This window comes from Pseudomonas sp. QLc11A (assembly GCF_052112305.1).
GTDB classification, from domain to species: domain Bacteria; phylum Pseudomonadota; class Gammaproteobacteria; order Pseudomonadales; family Pseudomonadaceae; genus Aquipseudomonas; species Aquipseudomonas laurylsulfatiphila.
In genome coordinates, this window is record NZ_JAVAJJ010000008.1 from 1 (window position 1) to 17903 (window position 17903).

At 61.7% G+C, this 17903-nt stretch carries 17 protein-coding genes; 6 read left to right on the forward strand and 11 right to left on the reverse strand.

All coding sequences use genetic code 11. From position 1 onward, the window contains the following. From Q8X48_RS13455 to Q8X48_RS13465, 3 genes are all read left to right on the forward strand, one after another. A partial coding sequence (locus tag Q8X48_RS13455; protein ID WP_407801620.1) for a DUF4432 family protein occupies positions 1–497 on the forward strand: 497 nt, incomplete at its 5' end. Positions 498–628: 131 nt separating this feature from the next. Then, a complete protein-coding gene (locus tag Q8X48_RS13460; protein WP_126045522.1) occupies positions 629–1015 on the forward strand; it encodes a YkvA family protein in 387 nt (128 codons plus the stop codon). Positions 1016–1284: 269 nt separating this feature from the next. Next, the gene (locus Q8X48_RS13465; RefSeq protein WP_407801619.1) at positions 1285–2124 is read left to right on the forward strand and encodes a hypothetical protein; all 840 of its coding nucleotides are present in this window, start codon (positions 1285–1287) and stop codon (positions 2122–2124) included. 144 nt (positions 2125–2268) lie between these two features. Here the strand turns inward: Q8X48_RS13465 and arsH are convergent, their stop codons facing one another. The 4 genes from arsH to Q8X48_RS13485 are packed head-to-tail and all read right to left on the reverse strand — an operon-like array spanning position 2269 to position 5129. Next, positions 2269–2964: an arsenical resistance protein ArsH gene (arsH, locus tag Q8X48_RS13470; protein WP_407801618.1), complete on the reverse strand. Its 696-nt coding sequence runs from the start codon at positions 2962–2964 to the stop codon at positions 2269–2271. A gap of 11 nt (positions 2965–2975) precedes the next feature. Then, positions 2976–3446 carry an arsenate reductase ArsC gene (locus Q8X48_RS13475; protein ID WP_126045524.1) on the reverse strand — a complete coding sequence of 157 codons (471 nt, stop codon included), beginning with the start codon at positions 3444–3446 and terminating at the stop codon, positions 2976–2978. A 28-nt stretch (positions 3447–3474) separates the two neighbouring features. Continuing rightward, positions 3475–4758, reverse strand: coding sequence for an arsenic transporter (locus Q8X48_RS13480; RefSeq protein WP_095966896.1), 1284 nt, complete (start codon positions 4756–4758; stop codon positions 3475–3477). 23 nt (positions 4759–4781) lie between these two features. Next, positions 4782–5129: a metalloregulator ArsR/SmtB family transcription factor gene (locus Q8X48_RS13485; protein ID WP_015094794.1), complete on the reverse strand. Its 348-nt coding sequence runs from the start codon at positions 5127–5129 to the stop codon at positions 4782–4784. Positions 5130–5273: 144 nt separating this feature from the next. On the opposite strand from Q8X48_RS13485, the gene Q8X48_RS13490 reads away from it, so the two are divergent. After that, positions 5274–5777 carry a GNAT family N-acetyltransferase gene (locus Q8X48_RS13490; protein WP_407801617.1) on the forward strand — a complete coding sequence of 168 codons (504 nt, stop codon included), beginning with the start codon at positions 5274–5276 and terminating at the stop codon, positions 5775–5777. Between the two features lie 30 nt (positions 5778–5807). On the opposite strand, the gene Q8X48_RS13495 is transcribed toward Q8X48_RS13490, so the two are convergent. From Q8X48_RS13495 to Q8X48_RS13510, 4 genes are all read right to left on the reverse strand, one after another. Next, positions 5808–6701: a DUF2950 domain-containing protein gene (locus Q8X48_RS13495; protein WP_407801616.1), complete on the reverse strand. Its 894-nt coding sequence runs from the start codon at positions 6699–6701 to the stop codon at positions 5808–5810. A gap of 26 nt (positions 6702–6727) precedes the next feature. Continuing rightward, positions 6728–8278: a DUF3300 domain-containing protein gene (locus tag Q8X48_RS13500; RefSeq protein ID WP_407801615.1), complete on the reverse strand. Its 1551-nt coding sequence runs from the start codon at positions 8276–8278 to the stop codon at positions 6728–6730. Positions 8279–8450: 172 nt separating this feature from the next. After that, positions 8451–9728 carry a tyrosine/phenylalanine carboxypeptidase domain-containing protein gene (locus Q8X48_RS13505; RefSeq protein WP_407801614.1) on the reverse strand — a complete coding sequence of 426 codons (1278 nt, stop codon included), beginning with the start codon at positions 9726–9728 and terminating at the stop codon, positions 8451–8453. A gap of 38 nt (positions 9729–9766) precedes the next feature. Beyond that, the gene (locus Q8X48_RS13510) at positions 9767–10678 is read right to left on the reverse strand and encodes a LysR family transcriptional regulator (RefSeq protein WP_407801613.1); all 912 of its coding nucleotides are present in this window, start codon (positions 10676–10678) and stop codon (positions 9767–9769) included. 130 nt (positions 10679–10808) lie between these two features. On the opposite strand from Q8X48_RS13510, the gene Q8X48_RS13515 reads away from it, so the two are divergent. Further along, positions 10809–11639, forward strand: a complete 831-nt coding sequence (locus tag Q8X48_RS13515; RefSeq protein ID WP_258685762.1) for an oxidoreductase — start codon at positions 10809–10811, stop codon at positions 11637–11639. Between the two features lie 46 nt (positions 11640–11685). On the opposite strand, the gene Q8X48_RS13520 is transcribed toward Q8X48_RS13515, so the two are convergent. The 3 genes from Q8X48_RS13520 to Q8X48_RS13530 form a co-directional block, all read right to left on the reverse strand. Beyond that, positions 11686–13812: a TonB-dependent receptor family protein gene (locus Q8X48_RS13520; protein ID WP_407801611.1), complete on the reverse strand. Its 2127-nt coding sequence runs from the start codon at positions 13810–13812 to the stop codon at positions 11686–11688. 573 nt (positions 13813–14385) lie between these two features. Further along, entirely contained in the window at positions 14386–16125 is a 1740-nt protein-coding gene (locus Q8X48_RS13525; RefSeq protein WP_407801610.1) for a dipeptidase, read from the reverse strand. A gap of 160 nt (positions 16126–16285) precedes the next feature. Next, the gene (locus Q8X48_RS13530) at positions 16286–16585 is read right to left on the reverse strand and encodes a DUF4189 domain-containing protein (RefSeq protein ID WP_015094806.1); all 300 of its coding nucleotides are present in this window, start codon (positions 16583–16585) and stop codon (positions 16286–16288) included. Positions 16586–16791: 206 nt separating this feature from the next. On the opposite strand from Q8X48_RS13530, the gene Q8X48_RS13535 reads away from it, so the two are divergent. Beyond that, entirely contained in the window at positions 16792–17886 is a 1095-nt protein-coding gene (locus Q8X48_RS13535; RefSeq protein WP_407801609.1) for an alpha/beta hydrolase, read from the forward strand. The last annotated feature ends 17 nt before the right edge of the window (positions 17887–17903 follow it).

Consider the following 17903-nt stretch of genomic DNA (forward strand, 5'->3'; position numbering starts at 1 on the left):
CCCGGTTCGCCGCGCCGGTGAAACAGGTGTCGCCGTTCAACGACAAGGCCAAGGGCGATCTGCCTGACTGGCAAACGTACCGCGCACCGACCAGGGACTACGACGAAACGGTTTACAACGTGGTGCCCTATGCCGATGCCAAGGGCGATACATTGACCGTGTTGCATAACAAGGCCGGCAGCCTGGGCGTTTCGGTCGGCTTCAACACTCAGACACTGCCGGTGTTTTCCCTATGGAAAAACACCGACACCCAAGGCCAGGGCTATGTCACGGGGCTGGAGCCGGGGACAAGTTTTTCCTACAACCGCCGTTATCAACGGCCACTGAACCTGGTACCGACAATTGGGCCCAAGGAACACAAGCAGTTCCGCATCAGCTACAGCTTGTTGGCGGATAAGGCGGCTGTGGACAAGGCCTTGCAGCAGGTGAGCGAGATTCAGGGTGGGCGGGAGACTGAGGTGCGGCAGACGCCGTTGGTTGATCTGACCAAGGGGTGACACCGGCTAGAGCATTGCGACTCGCTGGTCGCACTAGCCTGTTGCTGTTTGCCAGTTCTTGACTCATGGCTGTCAATCACCCAAGGCGCTACGCTCGCAGGCACGCGCCTTCAACTACAGACGATGCCGATATGAAACACCTGCTTGATCGTTTACGTGGCTGGGCCAGAAAGCTCAAACAGCAAACGATGGTCCTCTGGTTTTGCTTTCAGCATCCGCAAACACCCTGGTTACCCAAATGGATTTCGGTTTTTGTCGTGGCGTATGCACTGAGTCCAATCGACCTCATTCCCGATTTCATTCCTGTGCTTGGGTATCTGGACGATGTGATTATTTTGCCGCTTGGCATTGTGCTCGCTATTCGCTTGATGCCTGCACAGGTGCTCGAAGATTGTCGGATCAAAGCGAGTGAGTGGGAGAAAAGCCACAGAAAGCGGCCAGTGAACAGATTTGCTGCGGTGATCGTTGTAGTGGTCTGGCTCGTTGCTGCGGGCAGTCTGGCAGCTTGCTTGCTGTGAGTTGAAGTTGTTGCTCAACCCATGTGTCAGTGCTGATTCTTTTTTTTGAACTCGGGCTGAAAGCACTTATCCAAAAAAATATGTGGGAATGTTTCCCGCGCAACGATGCCAACTGGCTCTGAGGGATCGTGCGTATACCGCAGTAGCTCATCAATGTTGCAGATTGATGGCCGTGCCGGTTGGCCGGCTGCTCCAATGGGCGGCCGGGAACTCACTGGACATTGCGTTCGATACGGAGATGAGTTCGCAACTCCATGCGGAGGTGCATCATGCTGCTCAAGAAATGTTTATTGGCTCTGGCAATCGGTGGAGTCCTGTCGGCATCGACTGTCCTGGTGCCCGATTACATCGGTAGTTTCTCCAGCGTGTATGCCAAGGATGGCGGCAGCGGCAGCGGCAGCGGTGGAGGCGGTGGTGGTGGCGGTCACGGTGGCGGTAACGGCGGTGGTGGTCACGGTGGCGGTGACGGTGGCCACGGTGGTGGTGACGGCGGTCACGGTGCCGGTGGCCATGGAGGAGAGGGTGGCGATCATGGCGATCATGGGGCTGCTGGCCATGACGGTGACGGTCATGGAGGCCCGGGACGCGGCGACGCTGACCATGGTGGTGTAGCCGGGAACAAAGGCCCGGGCAACGCCCATGACAACGACGCGGACGACGCTGATCATGATGCTGACAACGATGCCGCCGATGCAGCCAGGGACGCTGCCAAGGCTGATGCCAATGCAGCCCGGGACGCGGCCAGAGCGACTGCTGATGCCGCTCGTGATGCGGCAAAAGCGACCGCAGATGCTGCCCGGGACGCCGCCAGGGCTGAAGCAGATGCCGCCCGGGATGCCGCAAAAGCGGCTGGCGTAGCGGACGAAGACGCAGACGCCGCCAGAGACGCTGCCCGTGCCGCTGCGGATGCAGCTCGGGACGCCGCCAAGGCCGAAGCAGATGCTGCAAGGGATGCTGCCCGGGCTACCGCGGATGCCGCGAGGGACGCCGCCAAAGCCGAGGCGAAGGCAGCCAGAGAGGCCGCCAAAGTTGAGGCGAAGGACGTCAGAGAGGATATGGCGGACGCCCCGGACGAACCGGATCTCGATGCGATGGAGGTAGAGAACTGAGCCTGCACGTTCGGCAATGAACACGGCAGGCATACCGTAGAAAACGTCCCGGGAGCTTGAGGGACGTATCGGCAAAGAGTCGCAAGCCCTGAAACGTCATGGGGTTTGCGACTTTTTTTCGGCTATCGAGCCAGATCTCTATCGTCAGATCGACCGCTGATTCACGCGCTGAGTCAGTTCTTGCGCGGACTCTTTGCGTTCCGAGTAGCGGTCAACCAGGTCGGGGCGATCCCGTAGCAGCAGGGTGAATTTCACCAGTTCCTCCATGACGTCTACGACCCTGTCGTACAACGATGAGGGTTTCATGCGATTGGCTTCGTCAAACTCCAGAAAAGCCTTTGGCACCGAAGATTGATTGGGGATGGTGAACATGCGCATCCAGCGTCCCAGCACACGAAGCTGATTCACCACATTGAAGGACTGGGAGCCGCCGCAGACTTGCATGACCGCGAGGGTTTTACCCTGGGTTGGGCGAATGGCCCCCAACGCCAACGGCACCCAGTCGATTTGCGCCTTGAACACCGCAGACATCGAGCCGTGGCGCTCTGGCGAGCACCAGACCTGTCCTTCAGACCACTGCATCAGTTCGAGCAGTTCCTGGACTTTCGGGTGGTCGGAGGGCGCGTCGTCCGGTAGCGGCAGGCCGGATGGATTGAAGATCCGCGTCTCGGCGCCGAAGTGTTCGAGCAACCGGGCTGCTTCCTCGACCAGCAGACGACTGAACGACCGCGCACGAGTCGAACCGTATAACAACAGGATGCGCGGCTTGTGCTGCTCGTTGCGTCCGTTGGCGATGGGGTGGGTCAGTGCCGTGTCGAGATTGGGTAGGGAATGGGTCATAAGGGCTCCGGTCAAAGCGTGCCGATGCGCTCGAGTTCGCGCTTCAATGCATCGCGGTCAAGTTGTGCAAAAGGCAGTTCGAGGAATGCCCGGCAGCGCGTTTCGATGCGCGCCAGGGTTGAGTGGAACGCCGCTGTCACCCGTGCTTCATCCCCCGTTATGTCCGAGGGATCTTCCAGGCCCCAATGGGCTTTCAGTGCCGGTCCGAAGTATACCGGGCATGCCTCGCCGGCAGCCTTGTCGCAGACCGTGATGACGATGTCCGGCGGGTTGGCTTCGAAAGCCTCGTTGCCTTTGCTGCTCAAGCCGTCGATGGCAATGCCGGCCTCTTGCAAGGTGCGCAGGCTGCGGGGCAGCACCTGTCCCTTGGGGAAACTGCCGGCACTGATCGCCTCGAAGCCTTCTGGCGCGAGATGGTTGAACATGGCTTCGGACAGGATGCTGCGACAACTGTTGGCGGTACACATAAACAGAACGCGCATGGTGACTCCTCTTTGCGGTTGCACGGGGCTATACGCTCAGGCGCAAGGCCAGGGCAGACAAGGTGATGAGCAGGATCGGCAGGGTCAGGACCACGCCGACCTTGAAGTAGTAACCCCAGGTAATGCGGATGCCCTTTCGCTCCAGAACATGCAGCCAGAGCAGGGTGGCCAGGCTGCCGATGGGGGTGATCTTGGGGCCCAGGTCAGAGCCAATGACGTTGGCGTAGATCATGGCTTCACGCACTACGCCGGTGGCGTCACTGGCTTGAATCGACAGCGCGCCCACCAGCACCGTGGGCATGTTGTTCATGCCCGATGACAGCAAGGCCGTGAGCAGGCCGGTGCCCAGCGCGGCGCCCCAGATGCCGAACTCGGCCATGCGGTTCAGGGCCATGGTCATGTAGGTGGTCAGTCCGGCGTTTTTCAACCCGTACACCACCAGGTACATGCCCAGCGAAAAGATCACGACCTGCCAGGGCGCTTCACGCAGCACCCGGCGGGTGGAAATCACATGCCCGCGCGCCGCCACGGCGAACAGCAGCGCGGCACAGACCGCTGCGATGGCGCTGACCGGAATGCCCAGGGGCTCCAGGGCAAACAGCCCGACCAACAACAGGGCCAGAACGATCCAGCCAACGCGGAAGGTCAGGGGATCACGCACGGCGCGTCGCGGATCCATCACGTCATCGAGCGCGTAGTGCCGGGGAATGTCACGGCGGAAAAACCAGTACAGCACCACCAGGGTGGTCGCCACGGCAACGAAGTTGACCGGCACCATGATGGCGGCGTATTCGCTGAACCCCAGGTCGAAGTAGTCCGCCGAAACGATGTTGACGAGGTTGGACACCACCAGGGGCAGGCTCGCCGTGTCGGCGATAAAGCCGGCCGCCATGACGAACGCCAGGGTGGACGCTGGCGAAAAACGCAGTGCGAGCAGAATTGAAACAACGATGGGGGTCAGGATCAGGGCGGCGCCGTCGTTGGCAAACAACGCGGAGACGCCGGCCCCCAGCAGTATCGTGAAGACGAACAGGCGTCGCCCGTCACCCTTGGCCCAGCGTGCCACATGCAAGGCGGCCCACTGGAAGAACCCGGCCTCATCGAGCAACAGACTGATGATGATCAGCGAGATGAAGGTCGCGGTGGCGTTCCAGACAATGGCCCACACCAGCGGAATATCGTGCAGCGTCACGACGCCTGCCAGCAGGGCCAGAACGGCGCCCAGGGAGGCGCTCCAACCGACGCCCAGGCCCTTGGGTTGCCAGATGACCAACACCATGGTGAGCAGGAAAATGGAAAACGCAGTCAGCATGTGGATTCTCGACGGTTGAAGGGTCAGCAGCAGGCGGCAGTGTTGAGAGGGCGGTCGCCCATGGCGTTCAGACGGGTGCTGTCGTCCTTGAGCCAGTCGGCGTTCGCTGCCAGCGTGGTCTGCAGAACATCACGAACCCACACGGGCAGATCAGGGTTGAGCCGGTAATACACCCATTGCCCCTGGCGGCGGTCCAGAAGCAGGCCGCATCCGCGAAGCTGGGCAAGATGGCGGGAAATTTTCGGCTGGCTATCGTCCAGGGCACAGACCAGCTCACACACGCATAACTCGCCTTCACGAGCGATGAGCAAAGTGGCCCGGGCGCGGGTTTCGTCGGACAGGCATTTGAATACGGAGGCAGGGTTGAGCATTGGCAGGGCTCTGTACATATGGTCATGCGAATATACGTTTATCCATATGTTTCGTGCAAGCCGCTCGGATTCAGGAAGGGCAGGGTTGTTCAGGTATGCGATAGACTTGCGCTGTTTCGACACAAGGCAAAGGAGACGCACTGAATGGAATCGTTTAGCGTTCGCGAGCTGAAAACCACTGACGCTGAAGCTTTACTGGCGTTCGAAATCCGCAACCGTGAATGGTTCGAATCGCATATCGATGCGCGCGACCCTGCGTTTTACTCGTTGCGCGGTGTCGCCGATCATATCGACAGCTATCTGTCGGGTTTGGCCAGTGGCGCCTGGCACCCGTTTGTCATCGAGGACTCAAGCCAGACAATTGTTGGTCGAGCCAATCTGAAAAGCATCGACCTGGCGATGGGGTCTGCCGAAGTGGGTTATCGGATCGATCAGCGCGTGTGCGGGCAGGGGCTGGCAACACTGGCGTTGAGGCATCTGATCCAGCAGGCACAGGTGCGCTGGGGACTTGCGCAACTGGTGGCCTATGCCTACAAGGAAAACCTGGGCTCCAGAAAGGTGCTGGACCGCTGCGGATTCAAGCTTGAGCAACCTTGCCGTGACGACAGCCCGGGCAGCGAAGAGCGATTCGTCCTGTCGTTTCAATAGTTCTGCCACCCCGCAGCAGGTTGCTGCGGGCTACTCCTGATCTTGATCTGCCGCCACCTCCTGCCAGCTGTCATCCGGGTCAAAGCGTTTCATCGCCAGCGCCAGTTTTTCACCTTCGGGCCCCAGGTCTTTTTCGAACACCTGGCCTTCGTGGCTGATCATGAAGCTCATCACCCCGGTGACGTTGTACTTCGCCGGCCAGGCGATCAGGGCAAAGCCGCGGCTCATCTTGTCACCGATGAGGTAACTGTAGGCACCACCCGGTGCCGAAGGCCCCTGGCCATGAAGGATGCGGAAGCGGTAGCCATGCCATTCTTCGTCGGCAATGGCTTTGCCGAACGAAGGCCCCAGCGGGCTGATCTGGCCGCTATCGTCTTGCGCCCAATAGAGTCCGTCGTGCTTGCCGGGGGTGCTGAAGATTTTTTGCGCATATTCGAGTGCGCCATCACCGTCCCGATCGACTGACGCATAGTCCATCTGGGCGTCGTGATAGGCCAGCACCGATTGCACCGCGTCGAGTTCATTGCGGCCGATCTGGCGTGCGCGGATCTCGGCACTGCCGGCCTTCAAGTCGAAGCGCCAGCCGCTCGCAACCTTTACCAAGGGGATAGGCAGTGTCCAATTCTCGGGGCCGACCGCCAGGATGCCCTTGCGGTCGCCGCTTTTTTCAATGTGGTGTTGCTCGCGGTACTGCTGCAAAAACGCATCGACGTCTTTGCGCTGCACACCTTCACGCGGGATGTAATTGTGCCAGTCACTACCGAGCAGTTCCGTCAGGCGTGCCTGGTCGGCGTGTTCCGTACCCAGCGCCTGGACCAAGGCCTCTGCGGCCTTTTCCGGTGTTGGAAAGGCCTGCTGTGCCGTCGCCATGCACGACCACAGCAAGCCGGCAGCTACCGCAAGGACAGGAGGCAGCACGCCCATGAGTCCTTTCACTCGAGTATGGTTTTTCAACGACGGCCCCCCCTTTGACGCGCTGGTGGATTGGACGGCCGACTGACCTGGTGACCGGCCGAACGGGCGGCACTGGGGCGATGGGCGGATGCCTGGCTGGCCCGGCCACGATTGGCCTGGACGTTGGCCTGGGACGGTGAGCGTGCGCCGGCGAACGCATTGTTGCGGGCACTGCCAGAACTGGCGGCGGGCCGTTTGTTCGGCGCTTGCCGCGTCTGCGCGGCGCCTTCTCTGCGCTGGTTCAACTGGGCGGACTGGTTCCTGGGTTCCTGGCGGGCCTGGGTCCTCGGCTGCTGATTTTCCCGGGTATTTCTGGCGGTACCCTGGCCTCTGTCAGCCGCCTTGGGCCTGTCCGCACCGCCCTGTAACCGATTGCCGTCCGCGGCTGCTGACTGGAGTTTGCGCGTTTGATCACGGGCTTCGCGGTTGCTGGTGGCGGGGCGTTCAATACCGTGCCTGTCCATTGAACTGCGGGCATTTTCACGGGCCTGGGCGCGCTGGGCAGTGTCCCCGCGATAGGCTTCACGCTGACTGGCACCGTTGAGTTGGCGGCCGTATTGCGCGCGGCTCGCATTGTCTCGATAGGGCACGCCATTGCGGTGCACCGGGTTGTGCTGCCATTTGTTGTTGGTGATCCGGTTGTTGGCGTTGATGTTGTTGTAGCGATTGACGTCGATGTCGACGTCGTTATTGCCCCAGTCACATTCACCCCACAACGATCCAATGATCGCCACGCCGGCGCCAAACGCGAGTCCGGCCATCAGGGCCTGGCCCGGGTAATAGGCCGGTGGCGGTGGATAGTACGCGGGCGGCGAGGCCGGGTAAGGCCAGGTACCGTAGGTGGTCGTCGGGTTATACGTGGGGACGTACACCACCTGCGGATCGGCAGGCTGGATGATGATGGTGGAGCTGCTGGCCGGCGTCGGTTGCGCAGCAGGCGCTGGCGCTGGTGCCGCATTCGTGGTTGCAGGCTCGGGCGCCGCGACATTCTGGATCGTCACGTTCTGATACTGGTTGCTCTGCAGATTGCCGGCTGCCTGCGCCTGGCGACGCAGGCGTTGCGCGCTTTCCATGACATCGTCGGGCTGCGCCAGGAAGGCATCACCCAGGCGTTGGACCCAGACGGGATCCTGCCCCAGCGTTGCCAGAACCTGCGGGAAAGCGACCAGCGCTTGCACGCTCGGATCCCAGGGCTGGTTCGCCACCTGTTTGACCGCATCGTCACCCTTGGCGTCCGGATGCGCTTTGGACCAGCTGACGGCCTCGCCGACTTCCCCGGGGTAGGTGGTGGCCATCAGCACCTGTGCAAACAGAGGGTCCGGGTAAAGGGCAATGGGCGCGAGCATCTGATCCAGCTGTTCCTGGTTGAACACCGGATCCTTGGTCGCCGGGGCGACGGGCGCCGTATCGGTCGCGACGGCCGGTGCGGGGGCTGCGGCGGGTGCCGGGGCCGGTGCGGCAGCGGTCTCATCCGCACCCAGTGCCAGGCTGGAAGCTCCGCTCAATAACAGTACGGCCGACAACGCGTAAAAAAATGGAATGTGCATCGCACCCCCCATGTGGTCAGGCAGGCTTGAAATGAGTGGATCAATCCCCGGCAGGTGAAAGCCGACTCTGCAAGCCACAGAGCTGTGCCTCGACACCGCTCCCTAAGGGTAGCAGCTCATTTGGAGGAGACAGGCTGGCTTTGAAACGCTGTGATCCAGGTCCTGATTCTGATCAGTGTGCGCTGGCATCGCTTTCGTGTTCTTCGGCAAATGCCATGAACACGTCCAGGTCCAGCACATCCAGCCTGATCCGGGAAATGAATGCCGAGAAGGCCAGGTTGGCTGCCAGCAGACGCAGATCAGAGGCCCAGGCCGGAAGGTAGGTCGGTCCCTTGAGCCAGCCGGACTCGAACAGTGGCGCCAGGCGTACCGTGTCCGCCAGGCTGAGGCGCCCTGCAAACAAATGCCCGATCAGTTCCGGCCGGTTATCGCGAATTGCAATGCGCAGCAGGGTGTGGACGCCGAGCAGCCCGGTCAGGTAAGCGGCATCCTTGGTAAACGCCGAACCGCCCCGCAGATCGGCGCCGCGGAACACCCGTTGGGTTGAGCGGAAGGATTCCTCTTGCGTCTGCCCGGCAGCCAGAAAACCTTCGAACACCTGGATGAAGTCGGCGCCCTCCAGCGCCTGCTGGACCGCCAGTACGCGTAGGGCCAGGCGACGCAGGCGGTTGATGTCCATGCTGCCGGTGAACAGTTCGGCCAGGGTGGCAATGCCCTCCTGGGTCTGGGTTGTGCGCGGAGCGCCCAGGCCCAGGCTTGTGAGGTTGGGCTGCCGCGCGCCGTTCTGTGCGGTGGCGACATGCACGAAGGCCTCGTGTTGCAACAGCTGATGCTTGTCCAGCTCCGTGAACAGCGCACTGGCCCGCAGGCGAATGCGGCTCGATCCGGCGATGGCCTTGGCGGCCAGGTTCGGATCGAGCACCACCGTGATCTGTCCGACGCCGAAGAAACGGTCCAGTTCCGGTTGAATCCAGGCGGCGAACACCTTGGCGGGGATCTCGGCGGGGCTGGGTGGAATTCGTGCACCCCCGAGCAGGGCGTCGGTGGTGTCGAGAAAGAACCGGGCCGCGTCGAGCATGCTCAGTTGCAGGCGCGAGTAATGGAAATCCGGACGCCGGTACAGCGCTGACGAGTATTGGGTAAAGGCGGGAGTACCCACGGCCCCCAGCATGTGCCCGGCCGTGGCATAGCTACGGGCGGTCAGGGCCAGGTGGTTGCCGGCCGGATGCCCCACATCGCAATGGCTGATAAAGGTTTCCAGGGCGGCGATGTCGGCGCTGTGGTCGCGGGGCTGCAACTTGACATCGGGCAGCGTGGCCCGCCCGCTGCGCCATTTCGCCAGGAAGTCCTCCTCGACGCCATCGGGCCAGGACAGCGCATCGAGCACGCGGATCTTGCGGGTCAGGCCGGGCAGGGCGGCATCGAGTTCGGACAGGGCAACGGCGTTCATGGATAGCTCCTCGAGGGACGAGGTGACGTTACAAAAGCTTAGTCGTCGCGGGCGGTTGCGTGTCGAGCCGTACAGGCAAAGTCGATGAAGGCCTTGAGCGCTGCGGGCACATGACGGCGACTGGGGTAATACAGATGCAGGCCCGGATAAAAGGGGCACCAATCGGCCAGCACCTGGATCAGGCGGCCATCGGCCAGATACCCGCTGACCATGTCCTCGAACACGTAGGCCAGACCCACACCCTGCAGTGCCGGGCCGATCATCAGGCTGACATCGCCGAGCGTGAGCGGGCCGCTGACGTCGATCTCCTGGGTGATCGCGCCGCGTTCGAATTCCCAGCGGTACATCGAGCCGCTGGGGAAGCGGTGGCGGATGCACGGGATGCCATGCAAGTCCTCGGGTTTTCGGGGGGCGGCATGTCGCTCGAAGAATGCCGGCGAGCCCACGACCACCGAGCGCATGTTCGGCCCGATAGGTCGCGAGACCATGTCGGCTTCCAGACGGTTGCCGAAACGTACCCCCGCATCAAAACCGCCAGCCACCACGTCGACCAATGCGTCGCTTTCGACGATCTCAAGACGGATATCCGGATACTCCTTGAGGAACTGGCTGACGATCGGCAAGAGCACCAACTCACACGCCTGTCGCCCTGCTGTCATGCGCAGGTTCCCTGATGGCTTGTCGCGAAAGCTATTAAGGTCTTCCAAGGCATCATCGATGTCTCGGAAGGCCGGTTTCAGCCGTGCGAAAAGTCGCTCCCCGGCGTCAGTCAACGCCACGCTGCGTGTTGTGCGATTGAACAGGCGTACGCCCAGGCGATTTTCCAGCGCTCGCAATGAGTGACTGAGTGCCGAGGGCGTCAGACCCAGTTCGACCGCTGCCCGGCTGAAGTTCAGGTGCCGGGCGATGCACAGGAAGATCGACAGGTCGGCGGTGGAGGGGGATTTCATTTGTGAGCACCATTCACAAAGGCATGCAAAATTGCTGGGATTATAACATCAGTAGCACAGCCTTAAAGTGGCATCAACTCATCGAGAAGGCCCGGCAACAACGCTCGGGTCGCAGGCAGGAGGAGTTGAAATGCGTACCTGGTTCATTACTGGCGCTTCCCGTGGTTTTGGCACCCTCATCGCAGAACACGCCCTGCGTGCCGGCGACGCTGTGATTGCCACCGCTCGTCAACCACAAGACATCACCGATCGCTTGGGCGATCACCCGAACCTGCTCGCCGTGCGGCTGGACGTCACCCGCGAGGAAGAGGCGCATCAGGCGGTTGCCGAAGGCATCAAGCGTTTCGGGCGCATTGACGTGCTGATCAACAATGCCGGCTTCGGCGTGCTGGGCGCGGTGGAAGAGACCAGCGCCAGCGAAACGCAACGCCTGTTCGCCACCAACGTGTTCGGCGTGCTCAACGTCACCCGCGCGGTACTGCCGCACATGCGTCGCCAGCGTAGCGGTCATGTGATCAATATCTCGTCGATCGGCGGCTATCAGGCCTACATGGGCTGGGGCGTCTATGGTTCCACCAAGTTTGCGGTGGAGGGCATTACCGAAGCGCTGCATCAGGAGCTGGCGCCTCTGGGCATCCATGCGACGGTTGTCGAACCCGGGTTCTTCCGCACCGACTTCCTGGACGAGCAGTCGCTGATCAAGACCGCCCTGGAACTGCCGGACTACGAGGAAACCGTCGGCAAGATGCGCCAGTTTGCCGAAGGCGCCAACCATGCGCAGCCTGGGGATCCGGTGAAGTTTGCCGAAGCGATGCTCGCGCTGGTCAACGCCCCGAAACCGCCACAACGCCTGGCGCTGGGCAGCGACACTGTTGCACGCATCGAGGCGAAAAACCGCTTTGTGGAGGCGGAACTGACCGAGTGGAAAGCGTTGGCGCTGTCCACTGACTTCAAGGTCTGACGCGTACAGGGGCCGTGTGGAGGTTCAAAGCCTGTCCAACGCGGCCTCAGAGCAGGCTCCACGACACCCCGACGTACATTGCCATGCCCTCGCCGGGGGTGGAGCGTGCCGCGTCCAGCCCTTTGTCGTCGTAGCCCGGCGTGACCGTGGCGGCATAGTGCTTGTCGGTCAGGTTGCGCAGGTCCAGCCAGGTCTGCCAGTCGCCCTTGGGGGCGTTGTAGCCCAGGGTCGCGCCGAATATGGCATAGGGATCGGCGTAGTAGCTGTTGGCGTAATCGACCGCCACCTTGGATACCCATTGGGTGTTGACCGCGGCGAAAAAGCCTTGTGGCCAGTCGTAACGCAGTTCGCCCTGGTAATAGTGCATCGGCAGGCCCGGCAGGCGGTTGTCGCCGAAGCGGTCATCGTCGCGGTAGTGGAAGTCACTGAAGGTGTAGCTCTGGCGCAGGCTCAACTGGCCGCCATCGCCCGGCGACCAGAGCGGGCTCAGCAGGCTGGCTTCGACGCCCTGGTGCACGGTGGGGCTGGCGTTGAGCTCGTACGGCGTGGTGGCGTTGGCGTCCGGCAACACCGAGAGCAGTTCATGGTGCACCTGGGCGTAGTACCAGGCCAGGCTCCACTGGCCCAGGTTACTGTCACCACGACCACCGATTTCCAGGGTGGTGGCGGTCTGGTTTTGCAGCTTGACCGGATCGCGCTGGGCGCCTGTGGCGGGGCCGCTGCCGGCGGGGAAGCGAATGTTGGAGCTATAGATCAGCGACCAGGGGTGCGGCGCCTCGACCGAGCGACTGAGATTGCCGAACAGTTGCAGGTCAGGTGTCAGCTGGTAGCGCAAGCCTACACGCGGGGCATAGTCCCAGTCGTGCAGGCTGGTCTTGCCGCCTTCCTGCGGATAGGTGACGTCACTTTCACGGCGGGTGTAAATGGCGGCCAGGCCGGTGGTCAGCCACAGGTCGTCGGCGATCTCCAGGTCGTTGCCGACATGCAGGACCGTGTCCGAGCCCTGGTAGGTGAAGTTGCGCATCAGCGTGCCCGGTGCGTAACCGGCGGTGTTGCCGGTGGGGATGCGCACGAACTCGCTGGCGCCGGCGTTGGGCAGGTGTTTGGTCACCCGCAGGCCCAGGGTGCTCTGGCTTTGCAGACCCCAGAGGGTGTCGCGGCGCTTGTAGTCGAACGTCCCGCTGACGTCGGTGTACGCCACCTTCAGACGGTTGGGCCCCTCACGCAAGTCCATGGGGTAGTCGTGGTAGACAAGGCCGGTCTGGATGCTCGAATCGTCATCGAGGTACCAAGTGGTCTTGTTGCCGATAAAGGTGCTGCCGGGCTCGTCGCGGCGATCGTCCCGCGCCACGTAGGCTGGGTTGGCCGCCCGTGGATCGTGCTCGATGGAGTGCTTGGTCACGCGTCCCGCGAGGTCGTTGTCGGTCTGGCGGTGGCGCAGGTAGAAACGCGTTTCCAGGTTCGGGGTGAAGCGATAACCGAAGTTGGCGATGACGCCCTGGCTCTCGCTGGCCGTGTGGTCCTGGTAGCCGTCGGCGTTTGCGTCGGTCATGGCCACGTAGTAATCGAAGTCACCCAGCACCTGTCCGGAGCTGACCTGACGCTGCTGATAACCGTGACTGCCGGTTGCGTAGCGTACTTGCAACTTCGGCGCGTTGTAGCCGGTATGGCTGACGTAATCGATGGCCCCGCCCAAGGCCAGGGCTCCGCGGTCGAAACCGTTGGCGCCGCGCAACACTTCCACATGGTCGAGCCACAGCGGCTCCAGCAGTTCATAGGGCGTGCCGCCAGGGCCGGTCAGCGGCAGACCGTCGAGCATGGCGTACAGCCCCGAGGCATGGGCACCCGGCGCACGGTTGATGCCCGATCCGCGGATCGAGATCTTCACCCCCTCATTGCCCGCCGACTGGGCATAGATCCCGGGCTGATAAGCCAGCACATCCTGGTTACTCGCCACACGGCCCTGCAGCGGACGGCGCATGTCGACCACATTGGTACCGCCGGGTACCTGGGCCAGCCGGGCCTTGGCGTCCTCGATCCCCTGGTCTTCGTCACTCTGGTCCTCGGCCCCGATCAGCACTTGCCCCAGTTCAAGGCCCTGAGCCTGGGTCATGGCCGGACAAACAAGGGCCAGGCCCAGCAGCGCGGCGGGCAAGGAATTAGGCGAGGGCATTGGGGAAACTCCAGACGTACAGGGAACGGGCAATGAACAGTGCGACGCAAGAATGAACGAAGGGAACACATGGCAATTTGGTTTTTTGCCCTCCGGATATTTCCAGTGGCGTTGACGTCACTGCAACGCCCGGGGCCGGGTCTGGCTGGGGGGCAAAGGGTTCTTCACGCATTCCCGGAAAACTGCAGGAGCCAGCCTGCTGGCGATGGACTCAGATGCGCCGCGCTTATCCAGCTCACCCGCGTAATTGTTAACGACCATCGCTGGCAAGCCAGCTCCCACAAAGGACCGTGCCCACGCTGAACCTACTGTAGGAGCCAGCCTGCTGGCGATGGACTCAGATGCGCCGCGCTTATCCAACTCACCCGCGTAATTGTTAACGACCATCGCTGGCAAGCCAGCTCCCACAAAGGACCGTGCCCACGCTGAACTTACTATAGGAGCCAGCCTGCTGGCGATGGACTCCAGTGCGCCGCATTTATCCAGCTCACCCGCGTTATCGTTGAAGACCATCGCTGGCAAGCCAGCTCCCACACGGGACCGCGGCCGAGTTCAAACCAGCGAAAGAACCGATCAAAGCGTCGGCAATTGCCCGATGCGGCCCATCATCTCGGTCACGATCTGCAAGTCCAGCAGGAACTGCTCGGTCGTCTTGAACTCGTTGTCGTTGTGACCGGTGTATTTGACGTCCGGCATGGCCAGGCCGAATTGCACGCCGTTAGGCAATTCATGCACGGACGTGGCGCCGGCGGAGGTGCCGAACTTGTGTTCCATGCCGAGGTTTTCGCTGGCCACCGCGAGCAGGGCCTTGACCCATTCGCCCTCGGGGTTGCGATACATCGGTTCGGCAATCGACAGGTCGAAGGTCGGTGCGATCCCGGTCTTCTTGCTCCAGGCTTCCAGCTTGGTGGCGATTTCGGACTTGAGCACCTCCGGCGTCTTGCCCTTCGGCACGCGCAGGTTGACGGCGAGTTTGAAGGCTTTGTCATCCATCCCGACATACGTCAGGGAAGTGGTCAGCGGGCCCATGAACTCATCGGCAAAACCGACCCCCAGCTTGCCACCCAGGTAGTCCAGCCCCCAGTTGTCGGCGGCGTAGCGGGCGGCGTCGGTGATCTGGTTGTGCTTGAGCGCGACCTTGCCGTCGAGGCTATTGATGAAGTCGAGCATCCTGGCCACCGGGTTGACGCCGGACTCGGGCTCGGAGGAGTGGGCGGAAACGCCGGTGACCGTCAGTTTGACGTCCTTGCCGTCGACCTTGGCAGCCACTTCGAAGTTGCCGCCGTTGCGCTTGGCGTACTCAGTGCCGGCCTTTTGCAGGCTGGCAGCCAGTTCGGCGGGCTTGTCGGTCATCAGGGTCGCGACCGATGTCGATGGAATCTGGTTGGTGGCCAGGCCGCCGGTCATCGAAATGATTTGCGCGCCTTTGCCTTCGCCAGCACGCTTGGCGAAGCTCGCCATGACGGTGCCGTAGCCTTTCTCGGCGATCACCACCGGGTAGCCGCCATCCAGCGCCAGGTTGTAGTTGGGCGTCGGGTTGCGCTCGAAGTAGTAGGGGATGGCGTCACCGCTGGTTTCTTCGGTGGTGTCGACCAGCAGCTTGAAGTTGCGCGCCAGCGGCAGTTGCTCTTCCTTGATGATCTTCATGGCGTAGAGCGCCACCACGATACCGTTCTTGTCATCTTCGGTGCCGCGGCCATACATGCGATCGCCGACCAGGGTGACCTTGAACGGGTCGAGGCGGGTGCCGTCCTGCAAAACCCAGTTCTCCGGCGTCACCGGCACCACATCGGCGTGGGCGTGAATGCCCACGACCTCATCGCCCTTGCCTTCGAGGGAGATCTCGTAGACGCGGTTGTCGATGTTGCGAAAGTTCAGGTTGAACGCCTGGGCGATGCCCTTGATCTTCTCGGCAATCTTGAGGAACTCGGGATTGTCGTGCTGGTCAACGCCGTCCACGCGCACGGTCGGAATGGCCACCAACTCCTTCAGGGTCTCGGTGGCCGCGCTGCCGTACTTCACCCGGGCATAAAGACCCAGCAAACGATGGATTTCGTTCTGCTGCTCAGCGGACAGCGTCTTGTTGCCGAGGAAGGCACCGATGGCCGGGCCGAGGTCGTCGGTTTTGGCGACATCGCTCTTGGCCAGGGTTTGCAGGAACTGGCGGAAATCCTTGACCGAAGCATCATTGAACGTCTTGAGGATGATCGCGCTCTGTTGCGGTGTGATGTTGGCGTGGGCAGCGCTGGTGAACGACGAAAGGCTGGCGAGCATCAGGGTGGTCGCAGCCAGGTGCTTGAGTGAAAAATCCATTGCTGGGGGCATTCCTTTGCAGGCGGGTTGTAAGAAATATCTGATCGTTTGATCAGAAACATTTCAAAACTAACACCATGAGCCTGTGAAACGGGAGTCCCTGAAGTGGGATCTGTCGCACAGAAATGCAAAAGCGACGCAGAAACGAAAAAACGCTCTTTCAATGTTTACATTCCGCCAACACCACCTGGCAGGTATCCGGCGTGCCACCCGATCGGCCGGCATAGCGTTTGCAATTAGCCAGGGATTTCTGGCGAGCGATGTTCAAGGTGTTGCCCCAGGCGAGGCCTCCTTCACCGACAGTGGGAAGTGCCTTTGCATAGCAGGTTGAGCCGATGCTTGAGGCTGCAGGGCGAGCCGTGGTGGTTTTGCCTGAACATCCGGCCAGCAGCGCCAGATTGGCGGCGAGCAGGGAAAGCAGGATCCATGACGAGCCTTGGCGTGCTGTATGTCCCGTCATTGCGGTTCCCCTGTATCAAGAGGCGTGCTCAAGGTCGTGCCTATTCAGATTAGGCCTCTTTCAGGACATCCTCCACCTTCGGCTGGACCTGCCTCATTCAATTGAATTATGTGGTTTTGGTATTACTGCTATCCGATTGGGTCTATTCATTAATTAATGCCTGGGCGGTAGTTTGCATCTCTGCGATTACACGTCGAGAGCCACTCATGACCCGGGATTCCATCCGCAAGTACGCACATGCCGCCGTCAGGGCGGGCACCCTCTGTCTCACCCTGACTGGCGGGGCGCTGGTGGAGGCTGCCGAGCACAGCCCGCTGATCATCAAGGATCAAGGCAGCCTGATTGCCGGCGGGGGACTTATCACCCAGCCGGGCCGCTTCGATCCTTACAAACCGATGATGCCGGATGGCCAGACCTACCATGGCGACCATGTGTATGCGTTCTATCAGGTACCGGTCGATGCGCATCCGTTGCCCATCGTCATGTGGCATGGCGCGGGGCAATCGGCGAAGTCCTGGGAAACCACGGCCGATGGTCGTGAAGGCTTCCAGAACATCTTCCTGCGGCGCGGGTTCTCCACCTACCTGATTGACCAACCGCGCCGTGGCGATGCGGGGCGCAGCCTGGTGGAAACGACGATCAAGCCAGTGCCGGACGAGCAACTGTGGTTCAACCAGTTCCGCATCGGGCTGTGGCCCGAGCCTTTCGAGGGCAGTCAGTTTCCCCGTGGGCCGCAGGCGCTGGAGCAATTCTTCCGTTCGATGACACCCAACACCGGCCCTTATGACATTGAAGTCGCCTCCAATGGCGTATCGGCGCTGCTGGACAAGACCGGGCCCGCCATCCTGTTCACTCACTCTCAGGGCGGTGGACCCGGCTGGATGACTGCGATCAAGAGCCAACAGGTGCGGGGCATCGTCTCGTTCGAGCCGGGAAGCAGCTTCGTGTTTCCCGAAGGCGAGGTGCCGGCGCCGATTCCCAGCGCGTTCGACACGCTCTCGGCGCAGGTTGTATCCAAGGCGCAGTTCGAAGCGCTGACGCATATCCCCATCCTGATCATCTACGGCGACAACATCCCCGACAAGCCGGTTCGTTTACCGGCACAGGACAGCTGGCGTGCCCGGCTCGAGATGGCGCGACTGTGGCGAGACACCGTGAACCGCCATGGCGGTGACGTGCGGCTCATTCACTTGCCGGAGATCGGCATCAGGGGCAACAGCCACTTCCCGTTTTCGGACCTGAACAACGTCGAGATCGCGGACCTGGTTTCGCAGTTTCTCGCCGAGAAAAACCTCGATTGATGCCGAGCAGGGCAATC

What these genes read in the sequence shown, in the direction of transcription:
- Q8X48_RS13485 (WP_015094794.1), bottom strand. Translation starts at nt 5,129, where the DNA reads ATGCTCAACCCTGCCTCCGTATTCAAATGCCTGTCCGACGAAACCCGC.
- Q8X48_RS13500 (WP_407801615.1), bottom strand. Translation starts at nt 8,278, where the DNA reads ATGCACATTCCATTTTTTTACGCGTTGTCGGCCGTACTGTTATTGAGC.
- Q8X48_RS13505 (WP_407801614.1), bottom strand. Translation starts at nt 9,728, where the DNA reads ATGAACGCCGTTGCCCTGTCCGAACTCGATGCCGCCCTGCCCGGCCTG.
- Q8X48_RS13520 (WP_407801611.1), bottom strand. Translation starts at nt 13,812, where the DNA reads ATGCCCTCGCCTAATTCCTTGCCCGCCGCGCTGCTGGGCCTGGCCCTT.
- Q8X48_RS13515 (WP_258685762.1), top strand. Translation starts at nt 10,809, where the DNA reads ATGCGTACCTGGTTCATTACTGGCGCTTCCCGTGGTTTTGGCACCCTC.
- Q8X48_RS13535 (WP_407801609.1), top strand. Translation starts at nt 16,792, where the DNA reads ATGACCCGGGATTCCATCCGCAAGTACGCACATGCCGCCGTCAGGGCG.
- Q8X48_RS13475 (WP_126045524.1), bottom strand. Translation starts at nt 3,446, where the DNA reads ATGCGCGTTCTGTTTATGTGTACCGCCAACAGTTGTCGCAGCATCCTG.
- Q8X48_RS13465 (WP_407801619.1), top strand. Translation starts at nt 1,285, where the DNA reads ATGCTGCTCAAGAAATGTTTATTGGCTCTGGCAATCGGTGGAGTCCTG.
- Q8X48_RS13525 (WP_407801610.1), bottom strand. Translation starts at nt 16,125, where the DNA reads ATGGATTTTTCACTCAAGCACCTGGCTGCGACCACCCTGATGCTCGCC.
- Q8X48_RS13490 (WP_407801617.1), top strand. Translation starts at nt 5,274, where the DNA reads ATGGAATCGTTTAGCGTTCGCGAGCTGAAAACCACTGACGCTGAAGCT.
- Q8X48_RS13510 (WP_407801613.1), bottom strand. Translation starts at nt 10,678, where the DNA reads ATGAAATCCCCCTCCACCGCCGACCTGTCGATCTTCCTGTGCATCGCC.
- Q8X48_RS13495 (WP_407801616.1), bottom strand. Translation starts at nt 6,701, where the DNA reads ATGGGCGTGCTGCCTCCTGTCCTTGCGGTAGCTGCCGGCTTGCTGTGG.
- Q8X48_RS13480 (WP_095966896.1), bottom strand. Translation starts at nt 4,758, where the DNA reads ATGCTGACTGCGTTTTCCATTTTCCTGCTCACCATGGTGTTGGTCATC.
- Q8X48_RS13460 (WP_126045522.1), top strand. Translation starts at nt 629, where the DNA reads ATGAAACACCTGCTTGATCGTTTACGTGGCTGGGCCAGAAAGCTCAAA.
- arsH (WP_407801618.1), bottom strand. Translation starts at nt 2,964, where the DNA reads ATGACCCATTCCCTACCCAATCTCGACACGGCACTGACCCACCCCATC.
- Q8X48_RS13530 (WP_015094806.1), bottom strand. Translation starts at nt 16,585, where the DNA reads ATGACGGGACATACAGCACGCCAAGGCTCGTCATGGATCCTGCTTTCC.